Raw genomic sequence first — 18340 nt, 5'->3', positions numbered from 1 at the left:
AGGGACCATATGTCCAGCGAATCCTCCTTCGGCCTCATGCGAATCGGCCTTGCCACCGCGGACGAAATCCGCGGCTGGTCTTACGGCGAGGTCAAGAAGCCGGAAACCATCAACTACCGCACGCTCAAGCCCGAGAAGGACGGCCTCTTCTGCGAGAAGATCTTCGGCCCTTCCCGCGACTGGGAGTGCTACTGCGGCAAGTACAAGCGCGTGCGCTTCAAGGGCATCATCTGTGAGCGCTGTGGCGTCGAGGTCACCCGTGCCAAGGTGCGCCGCGAGCGCATGGGCCACATCGAGCTCGCCGCTCCCGTCACGCACATCTGGTACTTCAAGGGTGTTCCCTCACGCCTTGGCTACCTGCTCGACCTTGCACCGAAGGACCTTGAGAAGGTCATCTACTTCGCTGCCTACATGATCACCTCGGTCGACGAAGAGAACCGTCACGCCGAACTGCCGAACCTCCAGGCCGAGCACGACCTTGAGAAGAAGCAGATGATCGACCAGCGCGACTCCGACATCGCCGCGATCGCCAAGGACCTTGAGGACGAGCTTGCCCGCCTCGAGGGCGAGGGCGCCAAGGCCGCCGACAAGAAGAAGGCCCGCGACTCAGCGGACCGTCAGATGGCCAACGTGCGCAAGCGCGCCGACGCCGACATCGAGCGCCTGGTCCAGGTGTGGGAGCGCTTCAAGACCCTCAAGGTCGCCGACCTCGAAGGCGACGAGGGCCTCTACCGCGAACTGCGCGACCGTTACGGCCTGTACTTCGAGGGCTCCATGGGTGCCGAAGCGATCAAGAAGCGTCTTGAGAACTTCGACATGCCCGGCGAGGCCGAGATGCTCCGCGACATCATCCAGAACGGCAAGGGCCAGCGCAAGACGCGTGCCCTGAAGCGCCTGAAGGTCGTCAACGCGTTCCTCACCACCACCAACAGCCCCCTGGGCATGGTGCTCGACGCCGTCCCGGTGATCCCGCCGGAACTGCGCCCGATGGTCCAGCTCGACGGCGGCCGTTTCGCGACGTCCGACCTCAACGACCTGTACCGCCGCGTGATCAACCGGAACAACCGCCTCAAGCGCCTGCTCGACCTCGGTGCCCCCGAGATCATCGTGAACAACGAAAAGCGCATGCTGCAGGAAGCCGTTGACTCCCTGTTCGACAACGGCCGCCGCGGCCGTCCCGTCACCGGGCCGGGCAACCGTCCGCTGAAGTCGCTCTCCGACATGCTCAAGGGCAAGCAGGGACGCTTCCGCCAGAACCTCCTGGGCAAGCGCGTCGACTACTCGGGCCGTTCGGTCATCGTCGTCGGCCCGCAGCTGAAGCTGCACCAGTGCGGTCTGCCCAAGCAGATGGCGCTGGAGCTCTTCAAGCCGTTCGTGATGAAGCGCCTGGTTGACCTCAACCACGCGCAGAACATCAAGAGCGCCAAGCGGATGGTCGAGCGCTACCGCCCGCAGGTCTGGGACGTTCTCGAAGAGATCATCACCGAACACCCCGTGCTGCTGAACCGTGCACCTACCCTGCACCGCCTCGGCATCCAGGCGTTCGAGCCCCAGCTGGTTGAAGGCAAGGCCCTTCAGCTCCACCCGCTGGTCTGCGCCGCCTTCAACGCTGACTTCGACGGCGACCAGATGGCAGTGCACCTGCCGCTGAGCCCCGAGGCCCAGGCCGAGGCGCGCATCCTGATGCTCTCCTCGAACAACATCCTGAAGCCCTCCGATGGCCGCCCCGTGACCCTCCCGTCGCAGGACATGATCATCGGTCTGCACCACCTCACCACCAAGCGTGAGGGCAGTGCGGGCGAAGGCCGCGTGTTCACCAGCCCCGCCGAGGCCATCATGGCGCACGACGCCGGCGAGCTGCACCTGAACTCCGTGGTGCGCATCCGCGTTCCCAACTTCGTCCCCAGCGCGGACACCCCCGCGCCTGAGGGCTGGGAGCCGGGCACCCCGGCGCTGATCGAGACCTCCCTCGGGCAGGTCCTGTTCAACGACACCCTTCCCGAGGACTACCCCTGGGTCGAGAAGGTCGCCGACAAGGGACAGCTCTCCACGATCGTCAACGATCTCGCGGAGCGCTACCCCAAGGTCGTCACCGCCGCGACGCTGGACAACCTCAAGGACGCCGGCTTCTACTGGGCCACGCGCTCCGGTGTCACCGTCGCCATCTCCGACATCTCCGCGCCGATCAACAAGGCCGGAATCATGGAGGGCTACGAGACGCAGGCCGCCAAGGTCCAGTCGCAGTTCGACAAGGGCCTGATCGCCGACGAGGAGCGCCGTCAGGAGCTCATCGACATCTGGAACAAGGCAACCAACGAGGTGGCAGCCTCCATGCGCGAGGCAATGCCGAAGGACAACACCATCAACCGCATGGTGTCCTCCGGTGCCCGTGGTAACTGGCTGCAGGTCCGGCAGATCGCCGGTATCCGCGGCCTGGTGGCGAACCCCAAGGGTGAGATCATCCCGCGTCCGATCAAGTCCTCCTACCGTGAGGGCCTGTCGGTGCTGGAGTACTTCATCGCGACGCACGGTGCCCGTAAGGGCCTTGCGGACACCGCGCTGCGTACGGCGAACTCGGGTTACCTGACCCGCCGTCTCGTGGACGTGTCCCAGGACGTCATCGTCCGCGAGGACGACTGCGGCACCGAGCGCGGCCTGAAGGTCACCATTGCGGTGCCTGACGCCAACGGTGAACTGGTCCTGCACGAAGAGGTCGAGAACTCGGCGTACGCCCGTACGCTGGCCACCGACGTCGTCGATTCCAAGGGCGAGGTGCTGGCGGCTGCCGGCTCCGACGTCGGAGACGTCCTGATCGGCGAGCTGTTCGCCGCGGGTGTCACCGAGATCAAGATCCGCTCCGTGCTGACCTGTGAGTCGAGCGTCGGAACCTGCGCCCTCTGCTACGGCCGTTCGCTTGCGACCGGCAAGACCGTGGACATCGGAGAGGCCGTCGGCATCATCGCCGCACAGTCGATCGGTGAGCCCGGCACGCAGCTGACCATGCGTACCTTCCACACCGGTGGTGTTGCCTCGGCCGAGGACATCACCCAGGGTCTGCCCCGTATCCAGGAGCTCTTCGAGGCGCGCACACCCAAGGGTGTCGCCCCGATCTCCGAGGTTGCAGGGCGCGTCACCATCGAGGATGCCGAGAAGCAGCTTCGCCTGGTGGTCACCCCTGACGACGGCTCGGAGGAGATCGCGTACCCGGTCCTGCGCCGTGCACGCCTGCTGGTCGCCGACGGCGAGCACGTCGAGGTCGGGCAGCAGCTCGTCTTCGGTGCGGTCGACCCCAAGCAGATCCTGCGTATCCTCGGCCCGCGCAAGGCCCAGGAGTTCCTGGTGGACGAGGTCCAGCGCGTGTACCGCAGCCAGGGTGTCGGCATCCACGACAAGCACGTGGAAGTCATCGTCCGGCAGATGCTGCGCCGCGTGACCGTCATCGAGTCCGGTGAATCGGATCTCCTCCCCGGAGAGCTGGCCGAGCGCCGCCGCTTCGAGGACGAGAACCGCCGCGTGGTGTCCGAGGGCAAGAAGCCGGCCTCAGGCCGTCCCGAGCTCATGGGCATCACCAAGGCCTCACTCGCCACCGAGTCGTGGCTGTCGGCCGCTTCCTTCCAGGAGACCACGCGTGTTCTCACGCAGGCCGCCATGGAAGGCAAGAGCGATCCGCTGCTGGGCCTGAAGGAGAACGTGATCATCGGTAAGCTCATCCCGGCCGGAACCGGCCTGGACCGCTACACGAAGATCACGGTCGAGCCCACCGAGGAAGCCAAGGCCAACCTCTTCACCGGTCCGAGCGCGTTCAGCGACTTCGACTACGCCGGCGTCGAGGGCGGAATGAACCCCGAGTTCCACGCCATCCCCCTGGATGACTACGACCTCGGCAACGACTTCCGCTAGGAAGCCCGCGCTGCGCGAGCAGCGGTAGAACACGGCGGAAGGCCCCGGACCCGAAACGGTCCGGGGCCTTCCCCGTTCCCGGTGTCCGGGTCTGGTTTCGGGGGCCCGGGACGCACGCCCGGTTCCGGCAGCAGCCGCCGCGGCCCCCAGCTGCCGCCGTCGTCGTCGCGGCTTCATGCGCCGCCGTCAGCGGAGCATTCCACCGCCTCGATCCGCGTGTTTCCGGGCCAGGGGAGGGGGAGCGGCGCGGCCGCGGCCCAATCTCTGCTAGACTTGACCTCAATTGTTTGTGTGGCAGTGGATTGGCGTTGCGAAACGTATCTCCGTGTTGTAGGGATCTTGTACAACGAATGCCACATTTTTGCACGCCTACGGTCGTTTTGCGGCAGCTAGTCAGGCGGCGCCAAACGACTGAGAACCCCCGCTCACGGGTGGTCCGCTGCCCCCGGGGTTTCGGATGACCGCAGGGTCGGGCTAACAGAGAACTCATCCGAGACATTACGGAGAACACGAAAGTGCCTACGATTAACCAGCTGGTCCGCAAGGGCCGGTCACCGAAGGTCGCCAAGACCAAGGCGCCCGCACTGAAGGGCAGCCCGATGAAGCGCGGCGTCTGCACCCGCGTCTACACGACCACCCCGAAGAAGCCGAACTCCGCGCTCCGCAAGGTTGCCCGCGTGCGTCTCAACGGCGGCATCGAAGTCACCGCCTACATCCCCGGTGTTGGGCACAACCTTCAGGAACACTCCATCGTGCTGGTGCGCGGCGGACGTGTGAAGGACCTTCCGGGTGTCCGTTACAAGATTGTCCGTGGGGCGCTGGATACCCAGGGCGTCAAGAACCGTAAGCAGGCCCGCAGCCGCTACGGCGCAAAGATGGAGAAGAAGTAATATGCCTCGTAAGGGCCCGGCCCCGAAGCGGCCGCTCGTTGTAGATCCCGTCTACGGTTCCCCCCTGGTCACTCAGCTGATCAACAAGGTTCTCGTCGACGGCAAGAAGTCCACCGCCGAGCGCATCGTCTACGGTGCACTCGAAGGCGCACGCGCCAAGTCCGGCGGCGACCCCGTCGCAGCACTGAAGAAGGCAATGGACAACGTCAAGCCGACCCTTGAGGTCCGCTCACGCCGTGTCGGTGGCGCCACCTACCAGGTTCCCGTCGAGGTCAAGCCGGGGCGTTCGACCGCCCTCGCCCTCCGCTGGCTGGTCGGGTACTCCAAGGCCCGCCGCGAGAAGACGATGACCGAGCGCCTGCAGAACGAAATCCTCGACGCCTCCAACGGCCTCGGCGCCGCAGTCAAGCGCCGCGAAGACACGCACAAGATGGCCGAATCCAACAAGGCCTTCGCACACTACCGCTGGTAAAACGAGCTCCCGGCGGGGCCTGCCGATCGGCAGTTCCCGCCCGGGGGTCCAGCAGAACTCCATCTTCGTCAAAAGGGAGACACCGTGGCACAGGACGTGCTTACAGACCTTACAAAGGTCCGCAATATCGGCATCATGGCGCACATCGATGCCGGCAAGACCACTACTACCGAGCGCATCCTGTTCTACACGGGTGTAAACCACAAGATCGGCGAGACCCACGACGGCGCCTCGACGACCGACTGGATGGAACAGGAAAAGGAACGCGGCATCACCATCACGTCTGCCGCCGTGACCAGCTTCTGGCACAACAACCAGATCAACATCATCGACACCCCCGGCCACGTTGACTTCACCGTCGAGGTTGAGCGCTCACTGCGCGTCCTCGACGGCGCCGTCGCCGTGTTCGACGGCAAGGAGGGCGTTGAGCCCCAGTCCGAGACCGTCTGGCGCCAGGCCGACAAGTATGAAGTTCCCCGCATCTGCTTCGTCAACAAGATGGACAAGCTCGGTGCCGACTTCTACTTCACCGTCGACACCATCATTAGCCGCCTCGGCGCCAAGCCGCTGGTCCTCCAGCTGCCCATCGGTGCCGAGAACGACTTCATCGGCGTCGTCGACCTGATCGAAATGCGCGCCCTGGTCTGGCCGGGCGACGCCAAGGGCGACGTGACGATGGGTGCCAAGTACGAGGTCCAGGAGATCCCCGCCGATCTCAAGGAAAAGGCCGAGGAATACCGCGCCGCGCTCGTCGAGACCGTGGCAGAGTCCTCCGACAACCTCATGGGCAAGTACCTCGAGGGTGAAGAACTCACCGTCGAGGAAATCAAGGCCGGCATCCGCAAGATGACGATCGCCTCCGAGGTCTACCCGATCCTCTGCGGCTCCGCGTTCAAGAACCGCGGCGTCCAGCCGATGCTTGACGCCGTCGTCGACTACCTGCCGTCCCCGCTCGACGTTCCCGCCATGGTCGGTCACGACCCCCGCGACGAGACCGTCGAGATGACCCGCAAGCCGAGCACCGACGAGCCGTTCTCGGCCCTGGCGTTCAAGGTTGCGACCCACCCGTTCTTCGGCCAGCTGACCTTCATCCGGGTGTACTCCGGACAGGTCTCCGCCGGCACCCAGGTGGTCAACTCCACCAAGGGCAAGAAGGAGCGCATCGGCAAGCTGTTCCAGATGCACGCCAACAAGGAAAACCCTGTTGACGAGGCGCTGGCCGGCCACATCTACGCAGCGATCGGGCTGAAGGACACCACCACCGGTGACACCCTCTCCGATTCCGGCAGCCAGATCGTCCTCGAGTCCATGAGCTTCCCGGAGCCCGTGATCTCGGTTGCGATCGAGCCCAAGACCAAGGGCGACCAGGAGAAGCTGTCGACGGCTATCCAGAAGCTCTCGGCCGAGGACCCGACCTTCCAGGTCTCCCTCAACGAGGACACCGGACAGACGATCATCGCCGGTATGGGCGAGCTCCACCTGGACATCCTGGTGGACCGCATGCGCCGCGAATTCAAGGTCGAGGCGAACGTGGGCAAGCCCCAGGTCGCCTACCGCGAGACGATCAAGCGCACGGTCGCCAAGCACGACTACACGCACAAGAAGCAGACCGGTGGATCGGGCCAGTTCGCGAAGATCCAGATCGCGATCGAGCCGCTGGACACCGCCGAAGGCGAGCTGTACACCTTCGACAACAAGGTCACCGGTGGACGCGTTCCGCGCGAGTACATCCCCAGCGTTGATGCAGGCATCCAGGATGCCCTCAACGACGGCGTGCTCGCCGGCTACCCGGTTGTCGGCATCAAGGCGACGCTGCTTGACGGCGCCTACCACGACGTCGACTCCTCCGAAATGGCCTTCAAGATCGCCGGTCGCATGGCGTTCAAGGAAGCCGCTCGGATGGCGCAGCCGGTGCTGCTCGAACCGCTCATGGATGTTGAGGTCCGCACGCCCGAGGAGTACATGGGCGAAGTTATCGGCGACCTGAACTCCCGCCGCGGCCAGATGCAGTCCATGGAGGACGCAAGCGGCGTAAAGGTCATCCGCGCCCTCGTGCCCCTGTCCGGAATGTTCGGTTACATCGGCGACCTGCGGTCCAAGACCCAGGGCCGCGCCGTGTACTCGATGCAGTTCGACAGCTACTCGGAGGTCCCCAAGGCTGTTGCCGACGAGATCATCCAGAAGACCCGCGGTGAGTAACTTCGGATCCCCGGTCGGCAACGGCTGAGGCATCCGGCGGGGCCGGCGGACATCCCGTCCGCCGGCCCTCCACCAGCCAACGGCCCCTCGGGGCCGGCAGTACCCTGCAATTTCAAGAAAACCAAAGCCCCCAAGTAGACTTGCATGAGTTTCAGCTGCGAAAAGCGCGGCTGGGAAGCAAATCTTCTCAAACGTTCTAGGAGGAACCCGTGGCGAAGGCAAAGTTCGAGCGGACTAAGCCGCACGTTAACATCGGCACCATCGGTCACGTTGACCATGGAAAGACGACGTTGACGGCTGCCATTTCCAAGGTGCTTTACGACAAGTACCCCACTCTCAACGAGCAGCGTGACTTCGCGTCGATCGACTCGGCTCCCGAGGAGAAGCAGCGCGGCATCACCATCAACATCTCGCATGTTGAGTACCAGACTGAGAAGCGCCACTACGCACACGTAGACGCTCCCGGTCACGCTGACTACATCAAGAACATGATCACCGGTGCGGCACAGATGGATGGCGCCATCCTCGTTGTTGCCGCAACCGACGGTCCGATGGCCCAGACCCGCGAGCACGTTCTGCTCGCCCGCCAGGTTGGTGTTCCCTACCTGCTGGTCGCGCTGAACAAGTCCGACATGGTCGAAGACGAGGAACTGCTTGACCTCGTCGAGATGGAGGTCCGCGAGCTGCTCAGCGCGCAGGGCTTCGACGGTGACGAAGCTCCCGTCGTCCGCGTTTCCGGCCTGAAGGCCCTCGAGGGCGACGCCCAGTGGGTCAAGTCCGTCGAGGACCTGATGGCTGCTGTGGACGAGTCCGTTCCGGACCCGATCCGCGACAAGGACAAGCCCTTCCTCATGCCTGTCGAGGACGTCTTCACCATCACCGGCCGTGGCACCGTTGTAACGGGCCGCGCCGAGCGTGGAACCCTGAAGATCAACTCCGAGGTCGAGATCGTCGGCATCCGTCCGGTCCAGAAGACCACGGTTACCGGTATCGAGATGTTCCACAAGCAGCTCGACGAAGCATGGGCTGGCGAGAACTGTGGCCTGCTGCTCCGCGGCATCAAGCGCGAAGATGTCGAGCGCGGCCAGGTCATCGTCAAGCCGGGTTCGATCACCCCGCACACCGACTTCGAGGCCAACGTCTACATCCTGGCCAAGGACGAGGGCGGGCGTCACAACCCGTTCTACTCGAACTACCGCCCGCAGTTCTACTTCCGCACCACGGACGTAACCGGCGTCATCACCCTCCCCGAGGGTACTGAAATGGTTATGCCCGGCGACAACACTGAGATGACCGTTGCGCTCATCCAGCCGATCGCAATGGAAGAGGGCCTCGGCTTCGCTATCCGCGAAGGCGGCCGCACCGTTGGTTCGGGACGTGTCACCAAGATCATCAAGTAGTCTTCCGACTGCCTGAGTCTTAACGGAAGGGCCCCGCTGCTTCGGCAGCGGGGCCCTTTTGTGTGCACCGCTCCCGGTTGCGTCCCGGGTGCCCGAAATCGACGGCGGCACCGGATTTGTCGGGTCCGCACGTCGCAATCGGGGACGCCGGTCGCCTTCAGGTACGCCGGTCGCAGTGTGCGGCGGCGGTGACCCCGCGGGCCGGCAGCCCCGGAGGAGGTTCCCGGGGACGGTTGCGTCTCGGGTGCCGGAAAGCGACGGCGGCGCCGGATTTATCCGGTCCGCACGTCGCAATCGGGGACGCCGGTCGCCTTCAGGTACGCCGGTCGCAGTGTGCGGCGGCGGTGGCGCTGCCCTCGGGCGGTCATCGGGGGAGGGTTCCCAGGGCCGGTTGCGTCCCGGGTGCCCGAAAGCGACGGCGGCACCGGATTTGTCGGGTCCGCGCGTCGCAATAGGGTCCGCACGTCGCAATAGGGTCCGCCGGTCGCATTCAGGTACGCCGGTCGCAGTGTGCGGCGGCGGTGGCGCAACCGCAGGGCGGTCACCGGGGGAGGTTCCCGGGGGCGGTTGCGTCTCGGGTGCCCGAAAGCGACGGCGGCACCGGATTTATCCGGTCCGTTTGTCGCAATCGGGTACAGAGGTCGCACTCTGTGGCGACGTCGTCGAACGGGAAGGGTACTCGCGAGCAGCACTCCGCCGGCCTCGGAGCGGTTGCCGATCCACATAACGACGGTCACGGCTGGCGGACAGCGGCCCTGCCGTCAATGTTGAGGCATGACGACGTATTCCACGCTCAGAACTTTCGTGCTGTCTACGGCGGAACTCTCGGCTCAGGGCCTGAGCTCCCGATCGCTCCAGCGGAGCTGCGCAGCCGGAGACCTGGTTCGGATCCGGCAGGGGCTCTATGTGACCAGCAAGAGATGGGCCGCCCTCGATCGCTGGGACCGCTATCGAATGAGGGTCCTGGCCGTGCACCTGACAGCGCATCGCCCGCCCGTCTTCTGCCGTGAAACGGCGGCGCTGGTCCACGGACTACCACTTGTCACGGTCCCTTCCCACGTGCATGTCCAGCAAATTCCCGACGGCTCGGCGCACTCGCGCGGAGGGGTCCGGCGTCATTGCAGCTCGATGACTGCGCCCCCGGTGGTCCACATTTCCGGGCTGCAGGTGACCTCGCTCGAGTCGACGATAGTCGCCCTCGCCGTCGGTTCGGGTTTCCCTGCCGGCGTTCTCGCTCTCGATGACGCGCTGCGTCGGGGGACGACTGATCTGGCAAGGGTATCCGAGCTGGCGCAGATGGCGCGGACGGCTGCCGCCCGGACTCGGATCGCAGCGGTGCTCGATTTTGCCTGCGGCGACGCCGAGTCACCGGGGGAGTCTCTGAGCAGGGTGCAGATGATGGTGATGGGATTTCCGGCGCCCGAGCTGCAGCGGGTGTTCGCCGATGCGCGGGGATTCATCGGCCGCGTCGACTTCTATTGGCCGGAGGTGCGTCTCGTGGGGGAATTCGACGGGCTGGTGAAGTACTCGAAGCCGGAGTTCCTCAACGGCAGGACCCCCAGCGAGGTCGTCATCGAGGAAAAGCGCAGGGAAGACCGGCTGCGGGCGCTCGGACTGCGTGTGGTGCGCTGGACCTGGGACGACCTTCGCGATCCTGCACTCCTGCGTGACCTTCTCACCTCGGCAGGCCTTGTTCCGGGGCGGCCTATCATTCCGGGACGTGTACTTCGGGCCCAAAGATAAGAACTACCTGAATCTCTGGAGCGCGCCGGCGCATCAGCCAGCGTGTCAGTGCCCGGCAGGGGTGGTTGCACTCCGCACCGACCGGCGCATTTCGAAAGCGGGGCGATCCGCGGAGCCGAAAACGACAAACTGCCCCGATATCTCCGGTCCGCAGGTCGTTTTCGGGCCTGCTGGTCGGGATCAGGTGCGCGGGTCGTCATCGGGCGCAGCCGGCGACGTCGGCACGCCCGCAGCCGGCGACGTCGGCACGCCCGCCGCCCGGCGCGGCACCCTACGCACTGCTGACGGCCGGGGGAGAGGCTGGTCACACCGCTTACCGGGCGCGACACGCCGCGCAGAGAGCCGCAAATCCCCGCGGATTGGCGTTTGCACGGTATCTCTGCCAGACTAGACAAGTTGTTCAAGTGCTTGCGCGTGCGGTTTGAGACCCGGGTCCCGGTCAGGATAATGCCTGATGCAGGGTCAAGGTTCATCGGTCAGCGTGGCCCAAATATAATCCATCCCGTTCAGCCTGGCTGATATGCGCGGAGTGTGCGTGTCGAGAAAAACGCGACACGCCCGAGCGCGGGGGTCGGAGCCTCAGCAGGGTGAGGAACCCGGAATCGTCCGGATTCAGCCTGTGGGGGAGCGCCGAACAACGGGCGCAGACAATGTACGTACCGGAACTGCCCCCGGCAGTTCTCATGTAGAGAGAGAGTCGAGACGCCATGGCGGGACAGAAGATCCGCATCCGGCTGAAGTCATATGACCACGAGGTCATTGATGTTTCAGCGCGGAAGATCGTTGAGACGGTGACGCGCGCAGGCGCTACGGTAGTTGGCCCCGTGCCGCTGCCGACGGAGAAGAACGTTTTCGTTGTGATCCGGTCCCCGCACAAGTACAAGGACAGCCGTGAGCACTTTGAAATGCGCACTCACAAGCGTCTGATCGACATCATTGACCCCACGCCTAAGGCCGTTGATTCGCTGATGCGTCTCGACCTGCCTGCGGACGTGAACATCGAAATCAAGCTGTAAGGGAGAGCGGATACACATGTCTACTTCACTTACGCGCCAGGTCAAGGGCCTGCTGGGCATCAAGCTCGGCATGACCCAGGTCTGGGATGAGAACAATCTCCTCGTTCCTGTCACCGTCGTCCAGGCAGACTCGAACGTCATCACGCAGCTGCGCACCGCGGACAAGGACGGCTACAGCGCCGTGCAGATCGGCTTCGGCCAGATCGACCCCCGCAAGGTGACCAAGCCGCTGGCAGGCCACTTCGACAAGGCCGGGGTCACCCCGCGCCGTCACGTGGTCGAGCTGCGCACCGCCGACGCCGACACCTACGAGCTGGGCCAGGAACTCTCCGTTGAGATGTTCGCTGCCGGCCAGACGGTCGACGTTATCGGCACCACCAAGGGCAAGGGCTTTGCCGGCGTCATGAAGCGCCACGGTTTCCACGGCGTCGGTGCCTCGCACGGTGCCCACAAGAACCACCGCAAGCCCGGCTCCATCGGTGGTGCGTCCACCCCCAGCCGCGTCTTCCGGGGCATGAAAATGGCAGGCCGCATGGGCGCCGTTCGCCAGACCACGCTGAACCTCACGGTTCACGGCGTGGACGCCGAGAAGTCGCTGCTGCTGATCAAGGGCGCTGTACCCGGCGCCCGCGGCCAGGTCGTCCTCGTACGCACCGCCGTGAAGGGAGCATAGCCAGATGGCTGTCCAAACAGTAAAGGTTGATCTCCCCGCCGAGATCTTCGACGTTCAGACGAACGTGCCGCTGCTGCACCAGGTTGTCGTGGCCCAGCTTGCGGCTGCCCGTCAGGGTACCCACAAGACCAAGACCCGCGCCGAGGTGAGCGGTGCAGGCCGCAAGCCGTTCAAGCAGAAGGGCACCGGCCGCGCCCGCCAGGGTTCGATCCGCGCCCCGCACATGACCGGTGGTGGCGTTGTCCACGGGCCCACGCCCCGCGACTACAGCCAGCGCACCCCCAAGAAGATGAAGGCCGCCGCCCTGCGCGGAGCCCTCTCGGACCGCGCCCGCAACGGCCGCATCCACGTTCTTGAGTCCCTGGTGGCCGGCGACAAGCCGTCGACCAAGGGTGCCATCGAGACGCTGCGTTCGATCTCCGAGCGGCCCAACCTGCTCGTGGTCATCGAGCGCGCCAACGACGTATCGGCTCTGTCGGTACGTAACGTCCCCGGGGTTCACGTGCTGTACGTTGACCAGCTCAACACGTACGACGTGCTGGTTTCCGACGATGTGATCTTCACGAAGGCCGCCTACGACGTGTTCGTCCAGTCGGCTGACGCAACATCGAAGGAGGAGGCCAAGTGAGCGGCAGCATCGCAAAGGATCCGCGCGACGTCGTCATTGCACCCGTCGTCTCGGAAAAGAGCTACGGCCTGATCGACGAAGGTAAGTACACCTTCCTGGTCGACCCGCGTTCCAACAAGGAAGAGATCAAGCTGGCCGTGGAGAAGATTTTCTCCGTCAAGGTCGACTCGATCAACACCATCAACCGTGTCGGTAAGCGCAAGCGCACCAAGTTCGGCTGGGGACAGCGCAAGGGCACCAAGCGTGCCATTGTGTCCCTCAAAGAAGGCACAATCGACATCTTCGGCGGTCCGCTCGCCTAGAGCGGAGACCACTTTAACGAGGAAATGACACATGGGAATCCGTAAATACAAGCCGACAACGCCGGGCCGCCGCGGCTCCAGCGTTGCCGACTTCGCAGAAATCACACGATCGACACCGGAGAAGTCCCTGGTGCGTCCGCTCCCCAAGAAGGGCGGCCGTAACAACACCGGCAAGATCACGACCCGTCACAAGGGTGGTGGACACAAGCGTCAGTACCGTCTGATCGACTTCCGCCGCCACGACAAGGACGGCGTTGACGCCCGCGTAGCTGAGATCGAATACGATCCCAACCGCACGGCGCGCATCGCACTCCTGCACTACGTTGATGGCACCAAGCGCTACATCGTTGCGCCGAACAAGCTCAAGCAGGGCGACTTCGTCGAGGCCGGAGCCGGGGCTGACATCAAGCCCGGCAACAACCTTCCGCTGCGCAACATCCCCGTTGGTACGGTCATCCACGCTGTGGAGCTCCGTCCGGGCGGCGGCGCCAAGATGGCCCGCTCCGCCGGTGCGTCCGTCCAGCTCGTCGCCAAGGAAGGCCGCTTCGCCCAGCTGCGTCTGCCTTCCGGCGAAATCCGCAACGTCGACGTCCGCTGCCGTGCAACGGTCGGCGAGGTCGGCAACGCCGAGCAGTCGAACATCAACTGGGGCAAGGCCGGCCGTAACCGCTGGAAGGGCATCCGCCCGACCGTCCGTGGTGTGGCCATGAACCCCGTCGACCACCCCCACGGTGGTGGTGAAGGTAAGACCTCCGGTGGACGCCACCCGGTCAACCCCAACGGCAAGGCAGAGGGACGCACCCGCCGTCCCAACAAGGAAAGCGATTCACTCATTGTGCGTCGCCGTCGTTCCGGCAAGAACAAGCGATAGGAGCCTGGGAACATGCCACGCAGCCTGAAGAAAGGCCCCTTCGTCGATCAGCACCTTTACGTAAAGGTCGCTCGCGAGAACGAATCGGGCACAAAGAACGTCATCAAGACGTGGTCCCGCCGCTCCATGATCGTCCCCGACATGCTCGGGCATACGATCGCGGTGCACGACGGACGCAAGCACATTCCGGTGTTTGTCACCGAGTCGATGGTCGGGCACAAGCTCGGCGAATTCGCTCCTACGCGGACCTTCCGCGGCCATGTTAAGGACGACCGCAAGGGCAAGCGCCGCTAGGCGCTAGCTTTTACGGCTAAGACGAGAGAAGGAAAGCAATGGAAGCCAAGGCAATTGCGCGTCATATCCGCGTAACGCCTATGAAGGCCCGGCGCGTCGTCAACCTTGTTCGTGGTAAGCAGGCGAATGAGGCTCTGGCTATTCTGAAGTTTGCCCCACAGGTTGCTTCAGAGCCGGTATTCAAGGTAGTTCAGTCAGCAATGGCCAACGCCCGCGTTCTCGCGGACCGCGATGGCGTTGCCTTCGACGAGGGCGACCTGGTCATCAGCGAAGCATTTGTCGATGAAGGCCCCACGATGAAGCGGTTCCGTCCGCGTGCCCAGGGCCGCGCGTTCCGCATCAACAAGCGGACCAGCCACATCACAGTTGTAGTCGCTACCCCTGAGAAAGTGGAGGTCCGCTAAGTGGGACAGAAAGTAAACCCGCATGGGTTCCGACTCGGCATCACCACGGACCACAGGTCTCACTGGTTTGCTGACAGCAACAAGCCGGGCCAGCGCTACAGGGACTTCGTCCGCGAGGACATCAAGATCCGTCAGCTCATGTCCACGGGCATGGACCGCGCCGGCATCGCCAAGGTCGAGATCGAGCGCACCCGCGACCGTGTCCGCGTGGATATCCACACGGCACGTCCGGGCATCGTCATCGGCCGCCGCGGCGCCGAAGCGGACCGCATCCGCGGCGAGCTCGAAAAGCTCACCGGCAAGCAGGTTCAGCTGAACATCCTCGAGGTCAAGAACCCCGAGATCGAGGCTCAGCTTGTCGCCCAGGGCGTCGCCGAGCAGCTTTCCTCCCGCGTGGCCTTCCGCCGCGCGATGAAGAAGGCAATGCAGTCGGCACAGCGCGCAGGAGCCAAGGGCATCCGTGTCCAGTGCTCCGGCCGCCTGGGTGGCGCCGAAATGAGCCGCTCGGAGTTCTACCGCGAAGGCCGTGTGCCCCTGCACACCCTCCGCGCGAACATCGACTACGGGTTCTTCGAAGCCAAGACCACCTTCGGCCGCATCGGCGTGAAGGTCTGGATCTACAAGGGTGACGTCACCGCGAAGGAACTGGCAGCCCAGGCTGCAGCAGCTCCGTCGCGTGGCCGTGGCGGAGACCGCCCGGGCCGTGGCCCCGCCGGTGGCGACCGCGACCGCGGCGGAGACCGCCGCCGCCGTCCCGCCGCCGAGGCGCCGGCAGCTGCACCCGCCGAAACCGCCGCAGCTCCCGCAGCGGCTGAAGGAGGACAGGCTTAAATGCTTATCCCACGTCGAGTCAAGTTCCGTAAGCAGCACCACCCGGGTCGTTCCGGCGCTGCGACCGGCGGCACCGAGGTCAGCTTTGGCGAATGGGGTATCCAGGCTCTGAGCCCGGCATACGTCACCAACCGCCAGATCGAGTCGGCCCGTATCGCCATGACCCGCCACATCAAGCGTGGCGGCAAGGTCTGGATCAACATCTATCCGGACCGTCCGTTGACCAAGAAGCCTGCCGAAACCCGCATGGGTTCCGGTAAGGGTTCGCCCGAGTGGTGGGTGGCCAACGTCAAGCCGGGACGGGTTCTGTTTGAACTGTCCGGTGTTTCCGAAGAGGTAGCCCGCGAAGCCCTGCGCCTCGCGATCCACAAGCTGCCGTTGAAGGCACGCATCGTGCGTCGTGAGGGTGGTGAATAGCATGGCAGTGGGTTCAAAGGAACTAGGAACGGATCAGCTTGACGGGTTCGATAAGGATCGTCTCGTCGAGGAGCTCCGCAAGGCCAAGGAGGAGCTGTTCAACCTCCGCTTCCAGTCGGCCACCGGCCAGCTGGAAAGCCATGGCCGCCTGCGCCTGGTCAAGCGCGACATCGCCCGCATCTACACGGTGCTGCGTGAGCGCGAGCTGGGCATCCGGCCCGACGTCGTTGTGACCGTTGAGGAAGCAAAGACCGAGGAGAAGCCGGCGAAGAAATCCAAGAAGGCCTCCACTAAGGACGCCAAGTCCGTGGACACCGAGGCTTCTGAGGAGGACGCCAAATGAGTGAGCAGAAGAGCGAAGCCGTGACCGACGCAACTGGAACCGACGCCGAGGCTCGCGGGTACCGCAAGGTCCGCCGCGGCTACGTCGTTTCGGACAAGATGAACAAGACCATCACCGTCCAGGTGGAGGACCGCGTCAAGCACGCGCTGTACGGCAAGGTTCTGCGCCGTACGTCGAAGGTCAAGGCCCACGACGAAGAGAACACCGCCGGCATCGGCGACCTGGTTCTCATCTCGGAGACCCGGCCGCTGTCCGCCACCAAGCGGTGGCGCCTGGTCGAGGTCATCGAAAAGGCCAAGTAGCACCAGCTGCGCAGATGCCCCGGACACGATTCGTGTCCGGGGCATTTTCGCGATACGATAAGAATCTTGTCTGTCTGGTGGGCTGGCGCATGCCCTCACACCGGCAAATAGGCAAAAGCCCGATGATCTTGTTCAACACAAATCCGCTCTAAACCGCAGCGCGTTTCGGCGCGCATTTGTGCTGAGTACCAGTATTACGGGGCCCACCCATATCCGTTCCGCAAGGCTCGATGAGAGAACCAGCGCGACGACAGGAGTAATAAGTGATTCAGCAGGAGTCGCGGCTCAAGGTCGCCGACAACACTGGGGCCAAGGAAATCTTGACCATCCGTGTTCTCGGAGGATCCGGACGCCGCTACGCAGGCATCGGCGACGTCATCGTCGCCACCGTCAAGGACGCAATCCCCGGCGGCAACGTCAAGAAGGGCGACGTCGTCAAGGCGGTCATCGTCCGCACCAAGAAGGAACGCCGCCGCGCGGACGGTTCCTACATCAAGTTTGATGAAAACGCAGCAGTGATCCTGAAGAACGACGGCGACCCCCGCGGTACCCGTATCTTCGGCCCTGTCGGCCGCGAACTGCGCGACAAGCGTTTCATGAAGATCATTTCACTGGCGCCGGAGGTGCTCTAGCCCATGGCACAGAAGACTGGAAAGCTCAAGATCAAGAAGGGTGACCTGGTTCAGGTCATCACCGGAGCCAAGCAGGAGCGCGGCGGCGACCGCGGCAAGCAGGGCAAGGTCCTCAAGGTGTTCCCGGAGACCAACCGCGTGCTCGTCGAGGGCATCAACCGGATCACCAAGCACACCAAGGCCACCCAGCATGAGGGTCACAGCCACGGCGGCGGCATCCAGGTCGTCGAGGCACCGCTGCACATCAGCAACGTTGCCATCGTTGACCCCGAGACCAAGAAGCCGACCCGCGTGGGCTACCGCACCGAGACCGTCGAGCGCGACGGCCGGCAGCGCACCGTCCGCATCCGCGTGGCCAAGTCATCAGGGAAGGATCTGTAATGACTGTCGAAACCGCAGAGACCAAGGTTCTCCCTCGCCTCAAGGCCCGCTACGCCGCTGAAATCAAGTCTGCCCTGCAGGAAGAGTTCAGCTACGCCAACGTCAACCAGGTTCCGCGCCTGGTGAAGGTTGTCGTGAACATGGGTGTTGGAGATGCCGCCAAGGACTCCAAGCTCATCGACGGCGCCGTCAAGGACCTCACCGCGATCACCGGCCAGAAGCCCCAGGTGACCAAGGCCCGCAAGTCCATCGCCCAGTTCAAGCTTCGTGAGGGTATGCCCATCGGCGCCCACGCGACGCTGCGCGGCGACCGCATGTGGGAATTCGTCGACCGCCTGGTGTCCCTCGCCCTGCCCCGTATCCGCGACTTCCGCGGCCTCAACGGCAAGCAGTTCGACGGCAACGGCAACTACACCTTCGGCCTCACGGAGCAGTCGATGTTCCACGAGATCGACCAGGACCGTATCGACCGCGTGCGTGGCATGGACATCACCGTCGTCACCACCGCCAAGACCGACGCCGAGGGCCGTGCGCTGCTGAAGGCGCTTGGCTTCCCGTTCAAATCCGAAGATTAATCTAACTACGTTGCAGGTCCGTTCCGGCCGGGGTGAGCGAAAGCCCGCTCCTGACCCGGGATCCGGA

At 64.3% G+C, this 18340-nt stretch carries 20 protein-coding genes; all 20 read left to right on the top strand.

The annotated features are described in order from the left end of the window. The first annotated feature begins 9 nt into the window (after nucleotides 1–9). The 20 genes from GVV77_RS08415 to rplE all read left to right on the top strand — a co-directional run bounded on the left by GVV77_RS08415 (nucleotide 10) and on the right by rplE (nucleotide 18273). Nucleotides 10–3900: a DNA-directed RNA polymerase subunit beta' gene (locus tag GVV77_RS08415; RefSeq protein WP_159617668.1), complete on the top strand. Its 3891-nt coding sequence runs from the start codon at nucleotides 10–12 to the stop codon at nucleotides 3898–3900. A gap of 515 nt (nucleotides 3901–4415) precedes the next feature. Further along, a complete protein-coding gene (gene rpsL / locus GVV77_RS08410; protein ID WP_120164735.1) occupies nucleotides 4416–4790 on the top strand; it encodes a 30S ribosomal protein S12 in 375 nt (124 codons plus the stop codon). A 1-nt stretch (nucleotide 4791) separates the two neighbouring features. Then, nucleotides 4792–5262, top strand: a complete 471-nt coding sequence (rpsG, locus tag GVV77_RS08405; protein WP_043440595.1) for a 30S ribosomal protein S7 — start codon at nucleotides 4792–4794, stop codon at nucleotides 5260–5262. 84 nt (nucleotides 5263–5346) lie between these two features. Beyond that, nucleotides 5347–7461, top strand: coding sequence for an elongation factor G (gene fusA, locus GVV77_RS08400; protein WP_159617667.1), 2115 nt, complete (start codon nucleotides 5347–5349; stop codon nucleotides 7459–7461). Between the two features lie 209 nt (nucleotides 7462–7670). Further along, nucleotides 7671–8861: an elongation factor Tu gene (gene tuf, locus GVV77_RS08395; protein WP_120164739.1), complete on the top strand. Its 1191-nt coding sequence runs from the start codon at nucleotides 7671–7673 to the stop codon at nucleotides 8859–8861. 1128 nt (nucleotides 8862–9989) lie between these two features. Next, entirely contained in the window at nucleotides 9990–10604 is a 615-nt protein-coding gene (locus tag GVV77_RS08390; RefSeq protein ID WP_159617666.1) for a PDDEXK family nuclease, read from the top strand. Nucleotides 10605–11311: 707 nt separating this feature from the next. Continuing rightward, nucleotides 11312–11620, top strand: a complete 309-nt coding sequence (gene rpsJ, locus GVV77_RS08385) for a 30S ribosomal protein S10 (protein ID WP_026531952.1) — start codon at nucleotides 11312–11314, stop codon at nucleotides 11618–11620. 16 nt (nucleotides 11621–11636) lie between these two features. Beyond that, nucleotides 11637–12293 carry a 50S ribosomal protein L3 gene (rplC, locus tag GVV77_RS08380; protein WP_159617665.1) on the top strand — a complete coding sequence of 219 codons (657 nt, stop codon included), beginning with the start codon at nucleotides 11637–11639 and terminating at the stop codon, nucleotides 12291–12293. Between the two features lie 4 nt (nucleotides 12294–12297). Continuing rightward, nucleotides 12298–12921 carry a 50S ribosomal protein L4 gene (rplD, locus tag GVV77_RS08375; protein WP_159617664.1) on the top strand — a complete coding sequence of 208 codons (624 nt, stop codon included), beginning with the start codon at nucleotides 12298–12300 and terminating at the stop codon, nucleotides 12919–12921. Continuing rightward, on the top strand, nucleotides 12918–13223 hold the full coding sequence (rplW, locus tag GVV77_RS08370) for a 50S ribosomal protein L23 (protein WP_120164745.1): 306 nt from the start codon (nucleotides 12918–12920) through the stop codon (nucleotides 13221–13223). Before rplD ends, rplW begins: the two co-directional genes overlap by 4 nt. A 31-nt stretch (nucleotides 13224–13254) precedes the next feature. Then, nucleotides 13255–14094 carry a 50S ribosomal protein L2 gene (gene rplB, locus GVV77_RS08365; protein ID WP_120164747.1) on the top strand — a complete coding sequence of 280 codons (840 nt, stop codon included), beginning with the start codon at nucleotides 13255–13257 and terminating at the stop codon, nucleotides 14092–14094. Between the two features lie 12 nt (nucleotides 14095–14106). After that, nucleotides 14107–14388: a 30S ribosomal protein S19 gene (gene rpsS, locus GVV77_RS08360; RefSeq protein ID WP_026549122.1), complete on the top strand. Its 282-nt coding sequence runs from the start codon at nucleotides 14107–14109 to the stop codon at nucleotides 14386–14388. Nucleotides 14389–14426: 38 nt separating this feature from the next. Then, nucleotides 14427–14792, top strand: a complete 366-nt coding sequence (rplV, locus tag GVV77_RS08355) for a 50S ribosomal protein L22 (RefSeq protein WP_120164749.1) — start codon at nucleotides 14427–14429, stop codon at nucleotides 14790–14792. Further along, complete coding sequence (gene rpsC, locus GVV77_RS08350; RefSeq protein ID WP_120164750.1) at nucleotides 14793–15623, top strand: 30S ribosomal protein S3; 831 nt, start codon at nucleotides 14793–14795, stop codon at nucleotides 15621–15623. Further along, nucleotides 15624–16040, top strand: a complete 417-nt coding sequence (rplP, locus tag GVV77_RS08345; protein ID WP_049829176.1) for a 50S ribosomal protein L16 — start codon at nucleotides 15624–15626, stop codon at nucleotides 16038–16040. It begins immediately after the preceding gene. A gap of 1 nt (nucleotide 16041) precedes the next feature. Beyond that, on the top strand, nucleotides 16042–16383 hold the full coding sequence (gene rpmC / locus GVV77_RS08340) for a 50S ribosomal protein L29 (RefSeq protein WP_159617663.1): 342 nt from the start codon (nucleotides 16042–16044) through the stop codon (nucleotides 16381–16383). After that, nucleotides 16380–16685 carry a 30S ribosomal protein S17 gene (gene rpsQ / locus GVV77_RS08335; RefSeq protein ID WP_159617662.1) on the top strand — a complete coding sequence of 102 codons (306 nt, stop codon included), beginning with the start codon at nucleotides 16380–16382 and terminating at the stop codon, nucleotides 16683–16685. The genes rpmC and rpsQ overlap by 4 nt, the downstream gene beginning before the upstream one ends. Before the next feature lie 263 nt (nucleotides 16686–16948). Continuing rightward, nucleotides 16949–17317, top strand: a complete 369-nt coding sequence (gene rplN, locus GVV77_RS08330) for a 50S ribosomal protein L14 (protein ID WP_049829173.1) — start codon at nucleotides 16949–16951, stop codon at nucleotides 17315–17317. A gap of 3 nt (nucleotides 17318–17320) precedes the next feature. Beyond that, complete coding sequence (rplX, locus tag GVV77_RS08325) at nucleotides 17321–17698, top strand: 50S ribosomal protein L24 (RefSeq protein WP_120164755.1); 378 nt, start codon at nucleotides 17321–17323, stop codon at nucleotides 17696–17698. After that, complete coding sequence (gene rplE, locus GVV77_RS08320) at nucleotides 17698–18273, top strand: 50S ribosomal protein L5 (RefSeq protein WP_120164756.1); 576 nt, start codon at nucleotides 17698–17700, stop codon at nucleotides 18271–18273. The genes rplX and rplE overlap by 1 nt, the downstream gene beginning before the upstream one ends. Nucleotides 18274–18340: the final 67 nt, after the last annotated feature.

Origin of the sequence: Arthrobacter zhaoguopingii (assembly GCF_009828605.1) — a bacterium.
Taxonomy (GTDB): domain Bacteria; phylum Actinomycetota; class Actinomycetes; order Actinomycetales; family Micrococcaceae; genus Arthrobacter_D; species Arthrobacter_D zhaoguopingii.
The sequence above is the reverse complement of the archived record's forward strand: the minus strand, read 5'-3'. Positions and strand labels throughout refer to the sequence as shown.